The organism is Hallella faecis, assembly GCF_018789675.1.
Classification (GTDB): Bacteria; Bacteroidota; Bacteroidia; order Bacteroidales; family Bacteroidaceae; genus Prevotella; species Prevotella faecis.
The window spans coordinates 65,787-86,737 of sequence record NZ_JAHKBE010000008.1 but is presented as its reverse complement, the minus strand read 5'-3'; the positions used below and the strand labels follow the sequence as shown (position 1 = coordinate 86,737).

16 protein-coding genes are annotated in these 20,951 nt (G+C 55.6%); 2 read left to right on the top strand and 14 right to left on the bottom strand.

What is annotated here, in order from left to right; all coding sequences use genetic code 11:
* Positions 1-753 precede the first annotated feature (753 nt).
* Entirely contained in the window at positions 754-1,689 is a 936-nt protein-coding gene (locus KM934_RS03660) for a carbohydrate kinase family protein (RefSeq protein WP_215759263.1), read from the bottom strand.
* 135 nt (positions 1,690-1,824) lie between these two features.
* Between KM934_RS03660 and KM934_RS03655 the strand changes: the two genes are divergently transcribed.
* Complete coding sequence (locus KM934_RS03655) at positions 1,825-3,123, top strand: M16 family metallopeptidase (RefSeq protein ID WP_215759262.1); 1,299 nt, start codon at positions 1,825-1,827, stop codon at positions 3,121-3,123.
* Positions 3,124-3,309: 186 nt separating this feature from the next.
* Here the strand turns inward: KM934_RS03655 and ftsZ are convergent, their stop codons facing one another.
* The 13 genes from ftsZ to KM934_RS03590 form a co-directional block, all read right to left on the bottom strand.
* Positions 3,310-4,665, bottom strand: coding sequence for a cell division protein FtsZ (gene ftsZ / locus KM934_RS03650; RefSeq protein WP_215759261.1), 1,356 nt, complete (start codon positions 4,663-4,665; stop codon positions 3,310-3,312).
* Between the two features lie 64 nt (positions 4,666-4,729).
* Positions 4,730-6,187 carry a cell division protein FtsA gene (gene ftsA / locus KM934_RS03645; protein WP_215759260.1) on the bottom strand — a complete coding sequence of 486 codons (1,458 nt, stop codon included), beginning with the start codon at positions 6,185-6,187 and terminating at the stop codon, positions 4,730-4,732.
* A gap of 16 nt (positions 6,188-6,203) precedes the next feature.
* On the bottom strand, positions 6,204-6,998 hold the full coding sequence (locus KM934_RS03640) for a cell division protein FtsQ (RefSeq protein WP_215759259.1): 795 nt from the start codon (positions 6,996-6,998) through the stop codon (positions 6,204-6,206).
* 8 nt (positions 6,999-7,006) lie between these two features.
* Complete coding sequence (gene murC / locus KM934_RS03635; RefSeq protein ID WP_215759258.1) at positions 7,007-8,398, bottom strand: UDP-N-acetylmuramate--L-alanine ligase; 1,392 nt, start codon at positions 8,396-8,398, stop codon at positions 7,007-7,009.
* 71 nt (positions 8,399-8,469) lie between these two features.
* Complete coding sequence (gene murG, locus KM934_RS03630) at positions 8,470-9,582, bottom strand: undecaprenyldiphospho-muramoylpentapeptide beta-N-acetylglucosaminyltransferase (protein WP_215759257.1); 1,113 nt, start codon at positions 9,580-9,582, stop codon at positions 8,470-8,472.
* Positions 9,583-9,697: 115 nt separating this feature from the next.
* Positions 9,698-10,981, bottom strand: a complete 1,284-nt coding sequence (locus KM934_RS03625; RefSeq protein ID WP_215759256.1) for an FtsW/RodA/SpoVE family cell cycle protein — start codon at positions 10,979-10,981, stop codon at positions 9,698-9,700.
* 43 nt (positions 10,982-11,024) lie between these two features.
* A complete protein-coding gene (murD, locus tag KM934_RS03620; protein WP_215759255.1) occupies positions 11,025-12,356 on the bottom strand; it encodes a UDP-N-acetylmuramoyl-L-alanine--D-glutamate ligase in 1,332 nt (443 codons plus the stop codon).
* 67 nt (positions 12,357-12,423) lie between these two features.
* Positions 12,424-13,695, bottom strand: coding sequence for a phospho-N-acetylmuramoyl-pentapeptide-transferase (gene mraY / locus KM934_RS03615; protein ID WP_215759254.1), 1,272 nt, complete (start codon positions 13,693-13,695; stop codon positions 12,424-12,426).
* Positions 13,696-13,773: 78 nt separating this feature from the next.
* Positions 13,774-15,225 (bottom strand): UDP-N-acetylmuramoyl-L-alanyl-D-glutamate--2,6-diaminopimelate ligase, encoded by a 1,452-nt coding sequence (locus tag KM934_RS03610; RefSeq protein ID WP_215759253.1) that lies wholly within the window; start codon positions 15,223-15,225, stop codon positions 13,774-13,776.
* A gap of 17 nt (positions 15,226-15,242) precedes the next feature.
* Entirely contained in the window at positions 15,243-17,408 is a 2,166-nt protein-coding gene (locus tag KM934_RS03605; RefSeq protein ID WP_215759252.1) for a penicillin-binding protein, read from the bottom strand.
* A 6-nt stretch (positions 17,409-17,414) separates the two neighbouring features.
* Positions 17,415-17,867: an FtsL-like putative cell division protein gene (locus tag KM934_RS03600; protein ID WP_252344876.1), complete on the bottom strand. Its 453-nt coding sequence runs from the start codon at positions 17,865-17,867 to the stop codon at positions 17,415-17,417.
* Positions 17,864-18,841, bottom strand: a complete 978-nt coding sequence (rsmH, locus tag KM934_RS03595; RefSeq protein ID WP_215759251.1) for a 16S rRNA (cytosine(1402)-N(4))-methyltransferase RsmH — start codon at positions 18,839-18,841, stop codon at positions 17,864-17,866. Before rsmH ends, KM934_RS03600 begins: the two co-directional genes overlap by 4 nt.
* Positions 18,842-18,849: 8 nt before the next feature.
* Positions 18,850-19,332, bottom strand: a complete 483-nt coding sequence (locus tag KM934_RS03590) for a division/cell wall cluster transcriptional repressor MraZ (protein WP_215759250.1) — start codon at positions 19,330-19,332, stop codon at positions 18,850-18,852.
* A gap of 763 nt (positions 19,333-20,095) precedes the next feature.
* Here KM934_RS03590 and KM934_RS03585 point away from each other — a divergent pair.
* A complete protein-coding gene (locus tag KM934_RS03585; protein ID WP_215759266.1) occupies positions 20,096-20,950 on the top strand; it encodes a glycerol acyltransferase in 855 nt (284 codons plus the stop codon).
* Position 20,951 lies beyond the last annotated feature (1 nt).

Here is a 20,951-nt window from a genome sequence, read left to right as displayed (position 1 = left end):
TTGGCTGGCAGCGTAAAACTGCTTAGCCTTTATCTCAAATTTTAACGAACTATTGTAGGTATAAAGGTACAAAAAATATCTCACATACGCAAGAAATATAGACACTTTATTTTGTCTTTTTATGGGTCTTTTTGCTGTATATTTCAATCGCGGATTAAGGTGCAAGGCTATCGCTGAATAGTTACAAGTTTAATAATGAGGTATAAAATACTATAATTTTTCTTTCGAAGTGTTTTATTCATCAGATCGCAACTCGCAAATGATGCGGCTTGAGAGGGTGTGGGGCGTTCCCCCAAGCGTGGTTTCGTTTGCCGATTTCCTCCTTCGTCGTGTCAGACTTTTTGGTTAAAAAGTTGTGTCGCGATTTTGAATGAACCAGCGATCGGAATGACCATTTTTGCCCGATTTCATCGCGGAAAATGACGGAAGCGTTTGCGATTGGGCATCTTTCGAGTTGCGAAAGACGCCTAACTGAGACTCGAAAGGTAAGCTATCGTCTTGCGGTTTGGCGTTTATCGAGGTGCGATACATGCCAAACCGTGAGGCGGAATGGAGGATGCGAAGTGTGGAATGATGAATTGTGAATGTAACACACTGATGGTTAGTGTGTTACATAGATGCACTGAGAATGGCGTATTTGCGCCCAACATTTCTTTCGTGGAAAAGAAATGTGTAGATTTTGCTATAGATTGTTGTGATAATTGTGCATGGGGCAACGAGGGCTTGCGACCGATGTGGCCGCAAGCCTTCGGTTTAGCGCTGCGCCTTGATCTGCTCGCCAAACTCCTTCGACACGTAGTTGAAGAGACTCTTGCAGCAGTCGGCCGAGAACTCCATGCCGCATGCCACCACCTTGTCCCACTGCTCGGGCGTGAGCCCTTGGGCGAGGTCGTTGCGTGTGATGCCGTATTTGAGCAGGCCATAGATGAATCCCGCGTTGAAGTTGTCGCCCGCTCCCACGGTGCTCACGGTGCTGGTGGGCGGCACTGGGTAGCTGCGTTTCAGGCCCTGGTCGGCGCGAAGCTCCACCGTGTCGGCGCCTTGTGTGCAGATAAACTTCTTGCAATAGAACGACACCTCGGCCGTGTAGATCTTGTCGGGGTCGCGCATCTTGTAAAGCACGTCGAAGTCCTCACGGCTGCCGCGCACGATATCGGCATACTCCAGGTTCTCCAGGTAATTGGGGGTGATCTTCATCACCTCGTTGCGATGCGACGAACGGTAGTTCACATCATAATAGATAATGGCGCCATGGGCCCGGGCGTATTCCAGCAGTCCCACGATTTGCGGTCGGATGACGGGGTTGACGGCATAGAACGAGCTGAACAGCACGATGTCGTCGGGCTGGATGTCGGGGTAAACAAAGTCGAGCTGGTCGTGGGGATGGTCCTTATAGAAGATGTATTCGGCGTCGTTGCGCTCATCGAGAAACGCCAGGGAGATGGGCGACTTCGAGTCGGCGAACACATTCACGTGGTCGGCGTTGACACCGTTTTCGCGCAAAAACCTGATGATATGCTCGCCCACGCGGTCGTGGCCGGCCTCGCCAATAAACGTGGCGTCGACGCCGCAACGGCCCAATGAGATAAGCGCGTTGAAGGCCGACCCGCCGGGGTAGGCGCCAATGGGTTGTTCGTTCTTGAAGATGATGTCGAGCACTGTCTCGCCTATACCTATAACTTTTCGCATAATCTTTGTACCTTAAAAAAACATGGTGTGTTGTTGGCGTTGCCTCTTGGCTTGCGCCCGAATGACCTTAGCCGCTGCAAATTTCCATATTTTCAAGCACATTTCAAAGTAAAATTGGGTATTTTTGCACCCGAAATGAAATATAATACTTGCACACTCAGCAATGGCCTTCGCGTCATACATCTGCCATCGGCCTCGCCCGTGGTCTACTGTGGCTATCAGGTGGGCGCCGGATCGCGCCACGAGGATCGCGGCGACGAGGGCCTGGCCCACTTCTGCGAGCACGTTACCTTCAAGGGAACGGAGCGGCGCAGCGCCTGGAGCATCCTCAACAGCTTGGAGCAGGTGGGCGGAAGTCTTAACGCATATACCAACAAGGAGGACACGTGCTACTACGCCGCCATCCTCAAGGAGCACCTCACGCGTGCCGTGGGATTGCTCACCGACATTGTGTTCCACTCCACCTATCCGCAGGCGGAGATCGACAAGGAGGTGGAGGTGATCGGCGACGAGATAGATAGCTACAACGATTCGCCCGCCGAGCTCATCTTCGACGAGTTTGAAAACATCCTCTTCGACGGCCATCCGCTGGGCCATAACATCCTTGGGTCGACCGAGAGGGTGCATGCGTTCACCACCGCCGATGCCTTGCGCTTCGCCCGTAAACATTACCGCACCGACAACGCCGTGTTTTTTGCTTACGGCGACATCAACTTCGCCCAACTGGTGAGAATGTTGAAGCGGGCAACGGAAGGAATGGCGGTGGGCGCAGCGGAACCCAACCTGCTACCTTTTGGGGCTGCTACCGAACCCTCTGCCCATCGTGTGGAGCCCTCGAAAGCGGTGCCGACGAAGGAGATTGCGTCGCCTTTGTGGGGACGTGTCATCCTGAGCGACCGCGACACCCATCAGGCCCATGTGGTGCTGGGATGCCGATCCTACGACGCCCACGACCCACGCCGCACGACCCTCTATCTGCTCAACAACATGCTGGGTGGCCCTGGCATGAACGCCCGCTTGAATGTGGCGCTCCGCGAACGCCACGGACTGGTCTACACCGTTGAGAGCTCGATGGTGAGCTATAGCGACACGGGGGTGTGGTGCACCTATTTCGGTTGCGACCATCACGACACGCGGCGTTGCCTCCGCTTGGTGCGCCACGAGCTCAACCGCTTCATGCAGGCGCCCCTCAGCGAGAGTCAGTTGCGTGCCGCCAAGCGTCAGCTCATTGGGCAGATCGGTGTGGCGTGCGACAGTCGTGAGAGCTTCGCCCTCGACTTCGGCCGCATCTACCTGCACTATGGCTTGGAGAAGGATATTGAAGCCCTCTGCCGGCGTGTGGAGGCCGTAACTGCCGAGAGCCTCATGGAGGTGGCGCGCGACCTCTTTGCGCCCGAAAATCTGACCACCCTCATCTTCGGCAACCACGCCTAAAGGGCTTGGAGGTTGGTGAAGTCTAATTAGTGATTGGGCTTTAACGCAAAAAAGCCATTGCATGTGGCCTTCCCTTTTGAAGGTTTCATGCAATGGCTTCGCTTTTATAGGCTATCGGTCGTTGGACCGAAGTGGTTCATGCCATTTGGCTTTCGTATTTCTTAGAAGTTCTGTTAACCTTGTTGGTTAGGCGAAACTGATGACTCCCTGCACGGTGTTGTTGCCGTTGTCGGTCTCCTTCTCTACTGTGTCGCCATTGGCTTGTTTGCGAATTTCCTCGAGCATCTGGCGGGTACGCTTGTAAGTAGGCGTGTTCTCCACGGCGAGAATCACATCTTCGTTGTCGAGATCGTTCTGGTTGAAGATGAAGATGTGCGGACGGCGCTTGTACTGTGGGTTGTTGGCGTCCTTGCCATAGTAGCGGTTGCGACGGTCCTGGCGCTCGGCCTCCTTCTCCTCCATCTCAGCGATGCGGTTCGACTCCTCGATGGTGCGTCGTGTGCGACGGTTCTCCGGCTCCACGTCTTCGATGCCGAAGCCCGTGGCGAGGATGGTTACCTTCACCTTCTTGCCCAACTCCGGGTCGAGGGCGATACCCCATTTGATCTCGAAGTTGCCGCCAAACTGGGCCATGAAGTCGTTCACGTCGTTCATCTCCTCCATCATGAGGCCCGAATGGTCGTTGTTCTTACCATTCGAGAAAGCGATGCTCAGAAGGATCTTCTTTGAGTTGAACACATCGTTGTCGTTGAGCAACGGTGAGTTGAGCGCATCGTCGATGGCCTTCTTTACGCGGCCTTCGCCCTCGCCGTAACCCGTGCTCATGATGGCCACGCCACCGTCCTTGAGCACCGTCTTCACGTCGTTGAAGTCGAGGTTGATGAGTCCGTGGGTGGTGATGATCTCGGCAATGCTCTTCGCTGCCACGCTGAGCGTGTCGTCGGCCTTGCCGAAGGCGTCGAGCACATTGAGCTCCGGATAGATCTCACGTAGACGCTCGTTGTTGATAACGAGCAATGCGTCGACATGCTTGGCCATCTCCTCCACGCCGTCGAGCGCCTGGTCGATCTTGCGGGCGCCCTCAAAGCGGAACGGAATGGTTACGATACCCACGGTGAGGATGCCCATCTCCTTGCTCACCTGAGCGATGACGGGAGCGGCTCCGGTGCCTGTTCCGCCACCCATACCTGCGGTGATGAACGCCATCTTCGTGCCGTCGTCGAGCATGCGGCGTATGTCGTCGACGCTCTCTGTGGCTGCCTGACGGGCGCGCTCGGGACGGTTGCCGGCTCCAAGGCCTTCCTTGCCGAGCTGCAGATGCACGGGCACGGGACTGTCGTTGAGGGCCTGTGCGTCGGTGTTACAGAGCACAAAGGTCACGTCGTGTATGCCTTCGCGATACATGTGGTTGACCGCATTGCCGCCGCCTCCACCAACACCAATCACCTTGATGATGCTGTTCTCCTTGTCGGGCGATCCGAAATCGAGGATGGAGGGTCTGCCGCTGTCTATGATTTGCATGTTGTTATCTTTGTCTGCCATAATGGTCATGCTGTTTGTTGTCTAAATGTTGCTGCTTGTTCTCGTGGTGATGTTGATTGGAGGCTTACTTCTCGTCTTCCTCTTCGATCATGTTTCCGACAAACTTCTTGAAGGCGCGCCATGCCTTTCTGGGAGCTGAGTTCTCGCGTTTCTTGCGGCGCTCTTCCTCCTCAGCCTCGGCCTTGGCCTGCGCCTCGGCACGCTCCTTCTCCTCAGCGGCCTTGCGGGCGGCCTCGCGAGCGGCTTCCTCGGCGGCCTTCTCGGCCTCGGTGAGCACCTTGCCAGTGCCTGTTCCCTCGATGGTCTTGGGCTTGCGGATCTCGGCTGCGGCCTGAGCCTTGTTGTCGCCGTTGCCGCTAAATAGGTCGTTGGTGATGGGTGCGCCCGCGCAATTCATGTCGCCCTTGGCCAGCAGGCCGAGGATGGTGCACATCGTTCCGTCCTTGGCGTTGATCGAAGGATTGTTGGAGTTGATGGTTTGAGATACAAACTTGGCCACGCGAATCTTGTCGACGTGGGTGTGGTTGCGGAAGGCGCGATCAATGTTCTTCATGTTGGCGCCGCCGCCTGTGAGGATGATGCCGCCGAGAAGCTTGTCGGAGTACTCGTTGGGCACTTGGCACCATACGTTCTCCACAATCTCCTGCACGCGGGCTTCCACGATGTCGACGAACTTGCGCTCCTCCACGCTGCGGTCGTTGTCGATGGGATAGGTCTTGCCAGGGTCGATCTCGTTGGCGTCGGTGTAGGCCGAGGCGTAGTTGATCTTCATCTGCTCGGCGTCCTTCTCCTCCATCTGTAGCGATGCGATGTCCTTGGTGATGTTGTTGCCTCCCAAGGGAATGACGGTGAGGTTGCGCAGAATCTTCTTGTAGAACACGGCCACTGTTGTGGTGTCGGCTCCCAAGTCGACCAATACGCATCCGCTGCGCTTCTCGGCCTCGGTGAGCACGCTGTCGGCCAAAGCCAAGGGCGACAGGTACATCTCTGCGATGGCGATGCCTGCGTTGTCGAAGCATTTGTTGATGTTGCGGTAGAAAGCCTTGCGCCAAAGGATATTGATGAAATTGCCCTCGATGCGTGAGCATTGTATGCCCACGGGGTCGAGTTGGTACTGGTTGTCGATCTTGTACTCCTGTGTGGCGGCGTCGAGAATCTCCAGCTCTGGGTATTGCATGCTGCGATTGGCATCCATCAGCTCGTTGATCACGTCTTGCGTGATGATGGTGTCGTTGGGCAGGTCTACCACGTTGGTGTTTTTCACGCTACGGATCGACTGTCCTCCAACGCCCACATATACTTGGGCTATGTTTGTTTTCAGCGTTCTTTCAAGTTTCGCGACTATGTTGGTTAGTGTTTGCACCGTCTTGTCGATATTGTAGGCCACGCCCTTACGGATGCAAGAGGTGGAGTCTTCCTTGACCACGGCAAGCACGTTGATGCTGCCATCGAGGTTTTTCTTGCCCGCAATACCGGTCATCTTCGATGAGCCCAGTTCAATAGCTACTATAAATTCTGCCATAGATCTATGATAATTATCAATTCAATTTTTGTTTCTTGCAAATGATCTGATTGTCAAACTCCACGTTGATGTAAGAGTATTTGTTCCATCCGGCCTGCGCCAACCCGTACTTATAGAACTTCTGTAACCTGTCGAGCTTGGTGTTGACGTAGGCTGTCACCAGTTTCTTTCGGTCGTTGACGTATGAGGTTTGTGGCAGTTGGCCGATGTAGATGATGTGGTTTCCCACGCGCGGCACCAGTTCTATGCCGTAGTCGGGCAGCACATTGATCTGCACAATTTGGTTTTTCCAGAAGTCGCTCGCCATGAGTGTGCTTCCCACGTGCGCCACATAGTTGCGCGCAAACCATTTGTTGATGTGCCCAGTGGCGATGATGAGGTCGCTGGTATAGTGGGAATTGGGCATGATTCGGTTGTCGTCGTCGAGGTAATAGTCCTCTCCGTTGGCCGCCTTGATGCGCAGGGTGGGCATTCGTTGGGTGAGGTAGATATGCACCGTGCCGTCCTGTGTCTTGTAGCATTGTGTGGTCTTGACGAACGGACTCTGGCCCAGCGTCTCCTCGATGGTGCGTGCGTTGATGTCGCGCATCCGCTTGTTGAGCGGATAGATGTTGCCTTTCTGCAGTCGCGCCTTGATCTCCGCCGCCGTGATGAAGCCGTTGGTCGTCTCGTCCTGGATGTCGATGCTCACCTTCTTGCATACGGGCGCCTCCTCTTTCGGCTTGTTGAAAGAGGCGAAGGCCACCACGATGTAGGCTCCGAGCGCTACATCGAGTGTGATGAGTAGGGTTTTCTTCCAGTTGAAACGCATGGTGATGATTAGTTGTTGGCCTTCTCCTTGGCCTCAATGAGCTTGGCTATCTGTGGCACGTAGTTGTCGAGGTCGCCTGCTCCAAGGGTGATGAGCACGTCGAAATCGCGGCTTTTCACCAGATCGAGCACGTCGTCCTTCTTTATCTTGCTCTTCTCTACGCCTGGCTTCAGGTTGTCGTAGATGAGATCGGAGGTCACTCCCGGGATGGGCAGCTCGCGTGCGGGATAGATCTCTGTGAGGATCACCTCGTCGAAATGGCTGAGCGCATCGGCGAAGTCTTTGTAGAAATCGCGTGTGCGAGTGTACAGGTGGGGCTGGAAGATGACCGTGATCTTTCGGTTCGGATAGATCTCCTTGAGACTCTTGGCGCTCTGCAGGATCTCCTTCGGGTGGTGCGCATAGTCGGAGAGAAGCACGTGGTGGGCGTCCTTCACCTTGAAGTCGAAGCGTCGATCCACACCGTGATAGGTCTCCATTCCATAGCGCAGTTCCTGCGGAGTGCAACCGTTGAGCTGTGCCATGGCCATGGCAGCCACGCCGTTCTCGATGTTGATGGGGATGGGTTGGCCGAGGTGCACGTTCTCGACATTGCCGACGGGTGATATGAAATCGAACGTGATCTCACCGTCTTCAATCTTGATGTTCTCGGCATGGAAGTCGCCCTTGTCGCGGCTGTAGGTATAAGTCTTTACGCCTTCCTGCACGTTAGCCTTCATCTCCAGGTCGGTATGGATGATGAGTGCGCCACCCGGCTGGATGAGTTCTGAGTAATGACGGAAGCTCTCCAGGTAGGCGTCTTTGGTTCCGTAGATGTCCAAGTGGTCGGGATCGGTGGAGGTGATGACGCTCATCCATGGGCGCAGCCAGTGGAAGGAGCGGTCGAACTCATCGGCCTCGATGACCACAAAGTCGCTCGAGTCGGAGAGGATATAGTTGGTGCCGTAGTTCTTTGAGATGCCTCCAAGGAACGCATTGCAGTCGATATGGCTTTGGTGCATGATGTGAGCGCACATGGTGGATGTGGAAGTCTTTCCGTGTGTGCCCGCCACACACAGTCCCTTGTGGGTGCGTGTCAGCGTTCCGAGCACCTGAGCGCGCTTCTCTATTACGAAGCCGCCATCGCGGAAGTATTGCAGTTCCTTGTGTTCGGCCGGAATGGCCGGTGTGTATACCACGAGGCAAGATGCCTTGTCGCGGCAAGCGTGCGGTATTTCGTCGACGTTTTCCTCATAGTGAATGAGCATGCCTTCCTTCTCCAGGTGGCGTGTCAGGTCAGACGGCGTGCGGTCGTAACCGGCCACTACCAGTCCCTTACGTATGAAATAACGTGCGATGGCGCTCATGCCGATGCCACCAGCGCCGATGAAATACACGGCTTTAATGTCCTTCAGTTCCATTGTCTTTTATTTATCTCCTTGTTGACCGCTGAGGTCTTATTGTCCTCACTTTCACTCCTTGTTTCCGAATATTATTCTCCCCAAGCCAACTTCACCACCTCGTCGGCGATGACGTCGGCTGAGTTTTTCAGTCCGAGCGCCTTGATGTTTTCGCTGAGCGATGCCAGTTTGCTGTCGTTTCCAACTGTTTGAAGCGCGGTGTGGAGCAGCTCGTGGGGTGCGTCGGCGTCTTTCACGTAGATGGCCGCGTCCTTGTTGACGAGCGCCATGGCGTTCTTCGTTTGGTGGTCTTCTGCCACATTGGGGCTGGGCACGAGGATGACTGGCTTCCCGATGAGGCAGAACTCGCTGATGGAGCTTGCTCCGGCGCGGCTGATGACGAGGTCGGCGGCCTTGTAGGCGGCGCCCATGTCGCTGATGAAGTCGAGCACCTTGAGGTTGGGAATGTCGCCAAACGCCTTGACGGCTTGGTTCATCTCCTCATTGTAATACTTGCCGGTTTGCCATATAAACTGCACATCGGCGTTCTTTACTATGTCGAGGTGTTGCTTCATGCTTTCGTTGACCGTGCGCGCGCCGAGGCTTCCGCCCACGAGCAAGACGGTCTTCTTGTCGGGATTCAGGCCGAAGCTCTTGCGAGCCTCCTCCTTTGTCATGGTGTTGTCGAGCACGTTTTGTCTGACGGGGTTGCCTGTCTTGACAATCTTTTCGGCGGGGAAGAAGCGCTCCATACCATCGTAAGCCACGCAAATCTTCGAGGCTTTCTTGGCCAAGAGCTTGTTGGTGACGCCGGCGTAGCTGTTCTGCTCCTGTATGAGACAGGGTATTCCCTTGCTTGCGCACACGTTGAGCGTTGGGCCGCTGGCGTATCCGCCCACTCCCACAGCAGCCATGGGCTTGAACTGCTTCACAATCTTCTTGGCGATATATTGGCTCTTCCAGATCTTGAACAGGACCGCGACGTTCTTCAGCAGGTGCTTGCGGTCGAATCCGCAGATGGGCAGTCCCTTGATTTCGTAGCCTGCCGCAGGCACTCGATGCATCTCCATTCGTCCGAGAGCTCCCACAAACAATATCTTGGCATTAGGGTGCTTAGCCTTAATGGCGTTGGCGATGGATATGGCCGGGAAGATATGGCCCCCTGTTCCTCCTCCGCTGATGATGATTCTTAACTCCTTGTCCATAATCTCTTATTTTTGCAAAAGTAATCAATAATTCCCACTTCTGATCATTTTCAATCCTTTTTCTTGCATGCCTGCCTATATCCCTTGAGTGGGTTTGGGGGAAGAGCCGCAGGTGTTATGCTGTGGCTGTGGCCACGGTTCTCTTATTTGTTGTGTCGTCTTTCACCTTCTTTGCCGTTCGGCTCACACTCAGGATGATGCCGATGTAGACACAGTTGACGATGGTCGACGTGCCACCTTTACTGATCAGCGGCAACGGTTGACCCGTCACCGGCACCAGACCCACGGCCACACACATGTTGAACAGCGCTTGCACCACGAGCAATAGCGCCAGTCCCATGGCCAGGAAGGCCGGGTAGTTGTTCTCGCATCGGTTGGCGATACGTCCGGTTCTGAACAACAATATGATATAGAGCATGGCCACGACAAACGCCCCCTCGATGCCCGTCTCCTCAATGATGATGGCATAGATGAAGTCGGAGAAGGCCTGCGCCAGGAAGTCGCGCTGCACGGAATTGCCCGGTCCTCGTCCCACGATGTTGCTGGTAGCGATGGCAATTTTTGCGTGCGCCTCTTGCGCTCCCTTGTCGAGGTCGACCTTCTCAGGCGGCACTTCCTTCGAGTTGAGGAACTTGTCGATACGCGATTTCCAAGTGTCGAGTCGGTGCAATACGCCCTTGTGCCCCTTCGAATTCTCGGTGCTTACCGTTTGTCCGTTGGCCAAGGTCTGTTCCGTAAGGTTTTGTGGCTGCCCCTCTTTTTCCGTATCCTCACCAATGGCCATGACCGCCGTTACCACCATGACGATGAGCAGCACGACCGTTAGCACCAATTTTCCTATTTGTTTGCCAGGTACGCGCCCGATGATCATCATGAAGAAGATGACCGCGGCCAACAGAGCGGCCGTTGACAGGTTCTCCAATCCGATGAGAACCAGGAATGGCAAGGCCATCTGTATGATGTATCTCATGGCCTTTCGGTCCGCTCCCTTATCGGTTTGCATGGCGCTTAGGATTTGCGCTGTCATCAAAACCAACGCTCCCTTTGCCATCTCCGAGGGTTGGAACTGCACGCCCATGATGGGGATCCATCGGCTTGCGCCGTTGGTCGATTGTCCTAAGCCAAGCACCAGCAATAGCAATATTCCTGCGAAGAGGAGCATGATGGGAGTCAATAGCTTGAAGTACTTGCAGTTGATGTTGAGCGTAACCACCATCAATCCGAAGCCCACAACGATGAGCGCCATGTGCTTGATGATGGGCGTGAGGTAGTTTCCGCCTTTGTAGGTCAGCTCCGAGGAGGCAGAGAACACCTCCACGATGCTGATGATGCAAAGGAAGAAAAAGACCATCCAGATGACCTTGTCGCCTTTGAATAGGTTGGATAACTTCTTGTTCATTTCGTTTGTTGGGCTCATGTGCGGCTTTCGCTCCGCCCATTGGCTATAAACTTCTTACGAGTGTCTTGAATTGTTCGCCGCGATCCTCCATGTTCTTAAAGAGGTCGAAGCTTGCGCAGCAGGGCGAAAGCAGTACGGTGTCGCCGGGACGGGCCATCTCGTAGCATGCCTCCACACACTCCTTCATGCTGTGAGTGTCGCGTACGGGAATGCCGAGCTCGTCGAAATTGGCGTGCAGTTTGGCGTTGTCGGCACCGAGGTACACCAGTCCCGAGCATTTCTGCTTCACCAGTTCCTTGATTTCGTTGTAATCGTTGCCCTTGTCTTTGCCACCGAGGATGAGCACCACAGGCGTCTTCATGCTTTCCAAAGCGTACCAGCAGGCGTCGACATTGGTGGCCTTCGAGTCGTTCACATAGTGCACGCCCCTCACGTCGCATACCTTCTCCAGTCGGTGTTCCACCCCGGGGAAGTCGCTGAGGCTCTTGCGGATAATCTCCTTCTTGATGCCCGTGATGTTGGAGGCCAGGCCGGCCGCCAGCGAGTTGTAAATGTTGTGCTTGCCCGTGAGCGACAGTTCCTCTTGCTCCATGTTGAACGGGGTGGGGAACTCCAGTTTGTACTGTCCCTCCTCGATGTAAGCGATTGACCCCTCCTCCTTCAGTTCGGAGAATGGGCAGGCCACGGCCTTGATGTCGTATTTCTTCAGTTCCTCCTTGATCACCGGGTCGTCGTTCCAGTAGATGAAGCTGTCCTCGGCCGTTTGGTTCTGCGTGATGCGCATCTTGGCAGCCGCATAGTTCTCAAACTTGAAGTCGTAACGGTCGAGATGGTCGGGCGTGATGTTGAGCAGGATGGCGATGTTGGCGCGGAAGTCGTACATGTTATCGAGCTGGAACGAGCTCAACTCTATGATGTAATACTCGTGCGGATCCTCAGCCACCTGCAACGCCAGGCTTCGGCCAATGTTGCCCGCCAAGCCAGCGTCGTAGCCCGCCGCCTTGAAGATATGGTAGATGAGCGACGTCGTAGTGGTCTTTCCGTTCGATCCCGTGATGCAAATCATCTTCGAGTGGGTGTAGCGTCCGGCAAACTCAATCTCGCTGATGATGTGCGTACCCTGCGCCATGAGCTTCTGGATCATGGGTGCCTTCTCGGGTATTCCTGGGCTCTTGATGATCTCGTCGGCGTTGAGGATGAGTTCCTCCGTATGATGCCCCTCCTCCCACTGAATGCCGTGGTCGTCGAGCACCTTCTTATATTTATCGTTGATTTTCGACATGTCCGATACGAATACGTCGAACCCCTCCTTCTTGGCCAGCACGGCGGCTCCTGCACCACTCTCGCCAGCTCCTAAAACTACGATTCTCTTCATTGCTTTCATTTTGTCGATGGTTGTTGTATAGGGGTGTTCGCGCCCCTTTGTTTGCCGTTTTCGCGCCTTACCTTATCTTCAGGGTGATGATGGTTAGGGCTGCGAGGATGATGGTCACGATCCAGAATCGGATGGTGATTTTCGACTCGTGCTTGGGTGCGTGCGGTGCCTTGATGAGGTATTTGCACTCGGGATCGAGCTGCTCGTCGGTCACACGGAAGTTGTCGTGGATCGGAGTGCGCTTAAAGATGCGCTGCTTCACGCCCTTGTGCTTACCTATTTTGTAGTACCACACCTGGCAGATGACGCTGAGGCTCTCCACGAAGAACACGCCGCAGAGAATGGGTAGCAGCAGTTCCTTGTGGATGATGATGGCGCCCACACCAATGATACCGCCGATGGTGAGCGATCCCGTGTCGCCCATGAACACCTGCGCGGGGTAGGCGTTGTACCACAGAAATCCGATGAGTGCGCCCACGAAGGCACACATAAACACCACCAGCTCTTGCGAGTCGGGTATGTACATGATGTTGAGGTAGGCTGCAAACTCGATGTGGGAGCTCACATACGCCAGTATGCCCAAGGCCACGCCGATGATTGCCGAGTTTCCGGCGCACATGCCGTCCATGCCGTCGTTGAGGTTGGCGCCGTTGCTCACGGCCGTCACCACGAAGATGGTCATGATGACAAACAGGATCCATCCAGCCGCCGTTTTGTACTTACCGCAGAACGACATGATCTGCGAGTAGTCGAGGTTATGGTTTTTCACAAACGGGATGGTCGTCTTGAGCGACTTCTCCGCCTCTGCGCTGTGGCTCACCACCATCTCCTGTCCGTTTTGGCGTTCCAAGGTCAGGTTCTCGTTCATCTTCACATCGGGCGATGCCCAGAGCACCAGTCCTACGATGAGGCCGATCGACACCTGTCCCACAATCTTGTATTTGCCTTTCAGACCCTCCTTGTTGCGACGGAAGATCTTGATGAAATCGTCCATTCCACCGAGGAATCCGAGCCACAGGGTGGTGACGATCATCAGGATGAGATAGATGTTTCTCAAGCGTCCGAGCAGCAGCACGGGGATAAGGATGGCCACGATGAGGATGATTCCACCCATCGACGGCACTCCGATTTTCTTCACGCCGAACGGGTCGATGGAAGCGTCGCGTTGCGTCTCGGTGATTTGTTTGCTCTTAAGATACTTGATGAACCGCTCGCCAAACCACGTTGAGATGACCAGCGAGAGGATGAGCGCCAGCAATGCACGGAAGGAAATGTATCCCCACATGCCCGATCCGCTGATGCCAAACTGTTCTAAGAACCTGAAAAGATAGTATAACATGCGTTGTTGTTTTTAATTTGTGATGTGGCGGTCGCTTGTGTGGGCCGCCGTGGCTGTTGCCCGCAGAAGGGTAGTGCCTTATGCGTTGAATATCTCGTGCAGCACCTCCTTGTCGTCGAAGTGGTGCTTCACCCCCTTGATTTCCTGGTAGTTCTCGTGTCCCTTTCCAGCCACGAGAATCACATCGCCCTTTTGGGCCATCATGCAAGCGGTCTTGATGGCCTCCTTGCGGTCTACGATGGCCACCACCTTCTTCATCTGCTCCTTGTTGAGTCCGGCCAGCATGTCGTCGATGATGGCCTGCGGGTCCTCAAAGCGCGGGTTGTCGCTGGTGATGATGACCCGGTCCGACTGCTTCACGGCCTCCTGCGCCATGATGGGTCGCTTGCCGTGGTCGCGGTTGCCTCCTGCGCCACACACGGTGATGATCTGTCCCTTTCCGTTGAGCACCTCATGGATCGACGACAGCACATTGGCCAGCGCGTCGGGCGTGTGGGCATAGTCGACGATGGCCGTGTAGCCGTCGGGCGACTGCACCGGCTCCAGTCGGCCACTCACGCTGTGGAGGGTAGAGAGCGTCACGAGGATGTCCTCGGGAGCCTTGCCCAGCATGCGTGCGGCGCCATAGACCGCCAACAGGTTGCTCACATTGAACTTACCGATAAACTGCACACCCACCTCATGGCCGTCTACGTCGAGGTACATGCCTGCGAAGTGCATCTCGATGATGCGTGCGCGGAAGTCGGCCATCTGTCGGATGGAGTAGGTCTTCACCGTGGCCTTGGTGTTCTGCACCATCACCATGCCGTTTTTGTCGTCGGCGTTGGTAATGGCGAAGGCCGTCTTGGGCAGGCCGTCGAAGAACGCCTTCTTGGCGTCGCGGTAGTTCTCGAACGTCTTGTGGTAGTCGAGATGGTCGCGTGTGAGGTTGGTGAAGATGCCGCCGGCAAACTTCAGTCCGCTGATGCGCTTCTGTGCGATGGCGTGGCTTGAGCACTCCATGAACGCATACTCGCACCCCGCCTGCACCATGCGACCGAGCAAGGCGTTGAGCTCGATGGGGTCGGGCGTGGTGTGGTCGGCCGGAATGGCCTCGTCTTCGATGTAGTTGCACACGGTAGAGAGCAGTCCGCACTTGTGCCCCATCTTTCGGAACATATTATATAATAAGGTGGCGATGGTCGTCTTTCCGTTCGTTCCCGTCACACCCACCAGCGTGAGGTGGCGCGAGGGGTCGCCGTGGAAGAGCGTTGCCACCTTGCCAGCGGCGTCCTCGGTGTCGGCCACCTGCACATAGGTCACGCCCTCGGCCTTCGCCTCAGGCATGTCCTGGCACAACACGGCCTTCGCCCCGAGCTCTATGGCCTTGGGGATGAACTGGTGCCCGTCGACCTGCGTGCCCTTCATGGCCACGAACAGATGTCCCGACTTCACTTTTCGGGAGTCGATGTTTACTCCCGTGATGTCTACGTCCACGTCGCCGACGATGGCCAGCGGCTTGGTGTTCTTCAACAGCTCTTGCAGTTTCATATCTTTATGCTTTATTGTTATTCTAATTTCAGCGTACAAATTTCGCCCTTCTTGATGTAGTGGCCAGGCTCAAGACTTTGCTCCACCACCTTTCCGCGCCCCCTGACGATGCACCTCACACCTCGGCTCTCAATGAGATACACGGCGTCGCGTGCTCCCATTCCCATCACGTTGGGTATGTGTTTGCGGCTGGCCATGCCCTCCTTCTTGAGCAGCACGCTTCCGGCGTTGCGTTGTGCCTCGCCCCATACGAGGGCGGCTTGCGTGGCCGGTGTGGCGTAGTTGGTGGTGGTGTTGATGCCCAGCAACGACAGCACGCGTTGTGCCGAGAAGATGTTGCCGTTCTTCACGTCGGGAATTGGGTGGGAGGTCGAGTCGCGCGCGTCGCTGATGTCGTACCTCACATATTTGGCCATGATGCCTTCGGCGATGTCCTTAAACACCTGTCCGCTCATCCATCCGTAGGCCGGCAGCCCCTGTTTCTGTATGCATACGATGCAACTGTAGTAGGGCTTGTCCTTCTCGCCAAACCATCCGGCGAAGGAGAGCAGGTGGTTGGGCGCTCCCTTGTAGGATCCGTTCTTGGCGATCATGGCCGTACCCGTCTTGCCACACACCCAGAAGTTGGGACTGTTGGCCTTCTTTCCCGTTCCGTTGATCACCACACGGTGCAACAGGTCTTGCATGATCTTGATGGTCTTCTCGGAGGCGATCTGCTCTCTGCCCTTCACCACTTGGGGCGGATAGGCCGTCAGCGTGTCGCCGTTCTTCACGGTGGCCTTGACGAAGCGCGGCTGCATCATGCGTCCGTTGTTGGCGATGGCGTTGTAGAAGGTCAGCGTGTAGATGGGCGGAATCTGCGTCTCGTAGCCGATGCTCATCCATAGCAGGGCCGTCTTGCTCCAGTTTTTCCATTGTCCGTTGGGGTAGCGTTCCGGCATTCTGATGCTCGGGCGCGCGTGTCCCTCTATAGGAATGCTGATGTTGGGGTCGTTGATTCCTGTGCGCCATATTCCCTTTACAAACCTCTCTGGGTTGTTGTGGTAGAAATGGTCGACCATGTAGCTGACGCCGATGTTGGAGCTGAGCTCCATCGCCTTGCCCAGCGAGATGGTGCCGTATCCGCCCGAGCGCCAGTGGCTGTCCTTCATGTCGCGTCCGTAGACGTGCCACACACCGTTGCCGGTGGGTATCTTGAATGTGGTGTCGCACACGCCATCCTCCAGGGCGGTCATCACCGAGGCCACCTTGAACACCGATCCCGGTTCCACGAGGTCGGTCACGGCGTGGTTTTGTATCTCTCGGTACTTGCCGTCGACGCAACGCTCCAGGTTGACGATGGCCTTGATGTCGCCGGTCTTCACCTCCATGACGATGGCCACGCCAAACTCGGCGTCGATCTCCTGCAATTTCTTCAGCACGGCGCGTTCGGCCAGGTCTTGCATGTTCACGTTGATGGTGGTCATGATGTCGGCTCCCTCCACGGGCTCGCGCTGTATGATGTCCATGTATTTGCTGAGCACCTTGCGGCGGTTCTTCAGGCCGTCGGTTCCGCGCAGCAATGAGTCGTAGGAGAACTCCAGGCCGCAACGCGGCGTGCGGCCCATGTCCTTCTCGTTGAACATCGATCCGATGGTGCGTGCCGCCATGTTGCCGTAGGGTCGTGTGCGCGACTGCAACTCCTGCGGGATGAAACCGCTCTGGAAGCGCTTCAGGCAGAAGACGGGCAGCTGCTTCACCTCCGAATAGGTGTTGTAGTTCACACGCTTCGGCCAGATGGGGTAGTAGCGCTTGCCCTCGCGGCGCCCTTTCTCAAGGTGCGCCTTGAAGTCGTGGGCGCTCTTCTCGGGGAATATGTCGTGCAGTCCCATGCAGATGCTGTCGAGCTTGGCTTCCCAGAGCGAGTCGTTCTTGGCCTCGTGGAGCTGTTTGAAATCCATGTAGAGCTTAAACTCGGGCAGCGACGAGGCCAACAGCTGGCCGTCGTCGCTGAGGATGTTTCCACGCTGTGAGGGCACCGGCACGCTGTCTCGTGTCTCGCGTTTGGCCACCTGCTCCCAGTAGGATCGTTGCGCCGTCATGATGTAACCCGCCTTGATGAGCACAGCGAGGGCCACCAGGGTGAGCAGCATGCAGATGAGGCTGTAGCGCGGCATGACCTTTTTTTCGTTAAACTTACTCATGACGGATTATTGACCATTGGGAATTTCTATAAAATAAGGAGGTTGGCTGGCTATCTTCAGCACGCTGTCCTTGTTGTCTTTCAGCATCTCGAGCACGTTGCTCTCCCTGCTGAGTTCGGTGAGCTCGCTCTCGCTGCTGAGCGCCTTGTACTTGGCGTCGGTGAGCTGTTGGTGGAGCTTGTCGATCTCGATGATGTCTTGCTGGCAGCTGTATCGGTTCGACACGTAGATGATCATGAAGAAGACGATGAGCAGGATGAGCCACACCTGTCGGCGGATGATGGCTGCGCTGAGGATGTCGCCGCCCAGGATCTTGCGCAGCGAGAACATTCTCGATTGTGGCGCCTCGTCCTCCGTGGCGGTCTCCTCAATCACCTCTTTCAGCGTGAGCTCCTCCAAGGGCTTGCTGTCGATGGGTTTTTCCTTGTCGTCTTGTATGTTGGGGTTGTTCTCTGTCATTTCTTCTCTGCAATTCTAAGTTTGGCGCTGCGGCTTCGTGGGTTGCTCTGTTGTTCCTCGTCGGTGGGAACAATCACTTTCGACGTGATCATGCGGAACGGGCTTTCCACCCGTCCGAAGAAGTCTTGCTCCACCTTTCCGTCGGCGCGTCCGGTCTTCATGACATTCTTCACGATACGGTCTTCGAGCGAATGGTAGGTGATGATGCTCAGTCGTCCGCCCGGCGCCAGCAGTTCGGTGGCCGCGGCCAGCATCTCCCGGAGGGCGTCCATCTCGTGGTTCACCTCGATGCGTAGCGCCTGGAAGAGTCGGGCCAGGTCTTTCTTCTCGCGGTCGCGTCGGAAGAGCGGTTCCACGGCCTCCATCAGGTCGTGTGTGGTGGCGATGGGTTTCTGTTGGCGCGCCTTGACCAGCGTGGAGGCTATGCGGCGTGAGGTGCGCAGCTCGCCGTAGAGGTAGAGCACGTCGGCCAGTTGGCCTTCGTCATACTCGTTGACAATGTCGGCTGCCGTCTTTCCAGCCCGTTTGTTCATGCGCATGTCGAGTGGTGCGTCGAAGCGGAACGAGAAGCCTCGGCTCTCGTCGTCGAAGTGGTGGCTCGACACGCCGAGGTCGCCCAGCAGGCCGTCGATGTGGTCCACATTGTGGTAGCGCATCCAATTTTTCAGGTAGCGGAAGTTGGACCTCACGAAGGTGAACGTCGGCCAGTCGGCTGCCTCGCCATTGCCTGGCTGCTCACCGTTGGCCGCCTCAGGGGCTTGCGGGAAGAGCGTCCTGACGTTGTTCTCCGCGTCGGCGTCTTGGTCGAAACCAAACAGCCGGCCGCCGGGGCCCAGTCGGGAGAGAATCTCACGCGAGTGCCCACCTCCTCCAAAAGTAACGTCCACGTAGGTTCCGTTGGGGGTGATGTCGAGTCCGTCCACGCTGGCTTTCAGCAGCACGGGTACATGATATGTTTCAGCAGTCTTGACCATGCTTGTCGCTATTCGTTTGTTGATGTTGGCTTGTGGGTGTCGTCGCTTTTTGGGGCCATGAGCTGCTCCAATGCCAGCCCAAACTCGTCGCTGTTCATGAAGGGCTCGCCGCCAGTCTCGTTGGCCCACACCTCGATGGTGTCGCCCATGCCCACAAAGCGTATGGCTTGCTTGATGCCTGCGGCTTCCAGGAAGTTCTTGGGGATGAGTATGCGGCCGTTGCCGTCTACGGCGAGGTTGATGACGCCGCTCACAAAGCTGCGGTAGACCATTTGCTGGCGACGGTCCCATCGCGAAAGGCGGGCGCGCATCTCGTCCATCTCGCGGTTCCAGACGCTCTCGGGGTAGATGACGAGGCATTTCTCGAAGATGTCTTGGCGCAACACCAGGCCCTCCTCGCCCGAAGTTAGGAGCACTTTGCGAAACGCGGAGGGGAGGAATGCTCGTCCCTTCGTGTCTGTTCGTGCCTCGATGTTGCCTAAAAACCGCATGTGTTCTAATTTATAATAATTTGGCTCCAAAGTTACACAAATTTCCCCACTTTACCCCACTTCTCTCCACAAATTTTGTTTTTTACCCTCATTTTGTGACATCCGACAGGCCGCAACCCCTTGGGCGGAAGGGAACGCCTGTTGCGAAACGATACGACAAATGGCTCGCCGAGAATGGCGCAAAATCCACCAACGCCCACTTCGCCCGCAAATACGCGATTCTCGGCGCGTTTTCGCAACGATCTGATAGTTAATAACTTATCATCAGAGGGACCTGCCCCACATTCCAAACTCCACATTCCGCACGATGAAACATGCCTAACCGAGCTTCGAAACATGCCTAACCAACGCGCGATAGCTTGCCTTTCGAGTCTCGAAAGATGCCCTTTCGCAACTCGAAAGATGCCTAATGGCAACGACTCCTCTCACACGAGCCATCCCCGTTGGGCACAGGAGGCCCCTGGAAGTCCCTTTTCCGCTTCTGTTTGTGAGGTTCTCCGTGATGCGTTTTTGTGTCAAATTGCATTACAAAAGGTCGATTTGGTAGATGGCGAATGAGCGCTTATGGTGCCCATCCGCTGCTTGTGGATGGCGTGGGGCGTGGTGGGTGGCGCTCGCGAACCAGCCGTCGATGGGTGTGTGGAAGGGTGGCGCGGGGTGCCTTTTCGGGAGCAAATGTGAAGAAAAGATGAATTTTTGAGCAAAAAGGAACCAATTTAGAAAAAGAAGTGTTATTTTTGCAACTTGTTAGTAGAATAGCTTGATAAGCGGAAGCATGGAAAAGACCATCGACATTGATAAGATACTTCGGAGCAAGATGGGCGAGAAAGCCAAGTGGGTGCCTCGCTGCCTCGTGAGCTGGCTGAAGCATATCGTTCATGAGGACGAGGTGAACCGATTCTTGTGGGAGAGCCGCGAGAAGGTAGGAACCGAATGGCTTACCGAATGTGTGAAATACCTGAAGATGAACGTTACCATCGAAGGCGAGGAGAATCTGCCCGACAAAAACGACGGAAAGCTCTACACCTTCGTGTCGAACCATCCATTGGGTGGTGAGGACGGCGTGTGCCTGGGATCCATCATTGGCAGGCATTACGACGGTAAGTTCCGCTATCTGGTCAACGACCTGTTGCTCTCGCTCCCTGGCTTGCGCCCCGTGAGCATTGGCATCAACAAGACCGGCAAGCAGAGTCGCGACTTCCCCCGTATGGTGGAGGCTGGCTTCCGGAGCGACAACCACATGCTCATGTTCCCCGCCGGACTCAACTCGCGCATGATCGACGGCAAGATTCACGACCTGCCGTGGAAGAAAACGTTTATCACTAAGAGTGTGGAGTATCAGCGCGACGTGGTGCCCATCTATTTCAGCGGGCGCAACTCGAAGCGCTTCTACCGCATTGCCAAGTGGCAGAAAAAGCTGGGGTTGAAGATCAATCTGGCCATGCTCTTCCTCGTCGACGAGATGTATGAGAACGTGGGGAAAAACTTCCGTGTGGTGGTAGGTAAGCCCATACCCTGGCAAACGTTCGACAAGAGCCGAACACCGATGGAATGGGCCAAATTTGTAGAAGATAAGGTATACGAACAAGCTGGGCCTGCCTCGGAAAGAGGCGAGTAAG

Bases quoted from the DNA above. Each gene is read 5' to 3' on its own strand.
- ftsA (WP_215759260.1), bottom strand. From the start codon at position 6,187: ATGGCAGAATTTATAGTAGCTATTGAACTGGGCTCATCGAAGATGACC.
- KM934_RS03605 (WP_215759252.1), bottom strand. From the start codon at position 17,408: ATGAGTAAGTTTAACGAAAAAAAGGTCATGCCGCGCTACAGCCTCATC.
- KM934_RS03600 (WP_252344876.1), bottom strand. From the start codon at position 17,867: ATGACAGAGAACAACCCCAACATACAAGACGACAAGGAAAAACCCATC.
- murD (WP_215759255.1), bottom strand. From the start codon at position 12,356: ATGAAGAGAATCGTAGTTTTAGGAGCTGGCGAGAGTGGTGCAGGAGCC.
- mraY (WP_215759254.1), bottom strand. From the start codon at position 13,695: ATGTTATACTATCTTTTCAGGTTCTTAGAACAGTTTGGCATCAGCGGA.
- murG (WP_215759257.1), bottom strand. From the start codon at position 9,582: ATGGACAAGGAGTTAAGAATCATCATCAGCGGAGGAGGAACAGGGGGC.
- KM934_RS03610 (WP_215759253.1), bottom strand. From the start codon at position 15,225: ATGAAACTGCAAGAGCTGTTGAAGAACACCAAGCCGCTGGCCATCGTC.
- murC (WP_215759258.1), bottom strand. From the start codon at position 8,398: ATGGAACTGAAGGACATTAAAGCCGTGTATTTCATCGGCGCTGGTGGC.
- KM934_RS03590 (WP_215759250.1), bottom strand. From the start codon at position 19,332: ATGCGGTTTTTAGGCAACATCGAGGCACGAACAGACACGAAGGGACGA.
- KM934_RS03660 (WP_215759263.1), bottom strand. From the start codon at position 1,689: ATGCGAAAAGTTATAGGTATAGGCGAGACAGTGCTCGACATCATCTTC.
- KM934_RS03640 (WP_215759259.1), bottom strand. From the start codon at position 6,998: ATGCGTTTCAACTGGAAGAAAACCCTACTCATCACACTCGATGTAGCG.
- KM934_RS03625 (WP_215759256.1), bottom strand. From the start codon at position 10,981: ATGAACAAGAAGTTATCCAACCTATTCAAAGGCGACAAGGTCATCTGG.
- ftsZ (WP_215759261.1), bottom strand. From the start codon at position 4,665: ATGGCAGACAAAGATAACAACATGCAAATCATAGACAGCGGCAGACCC.
- rsmH (WP_215759251.1), bottom strand. From the start codon at position 18,841: ATGGTCAAGACTGCTGAAACATATCATGTACCCGTGCTGCTGAAAGCC.
- KM934_RS03655 (WP_215759262.1), top strand. From the start codon at position 1,825: ATGAAATATAATACTTGCACACTCAGCAATGGCCTTCGCGTCATACAT.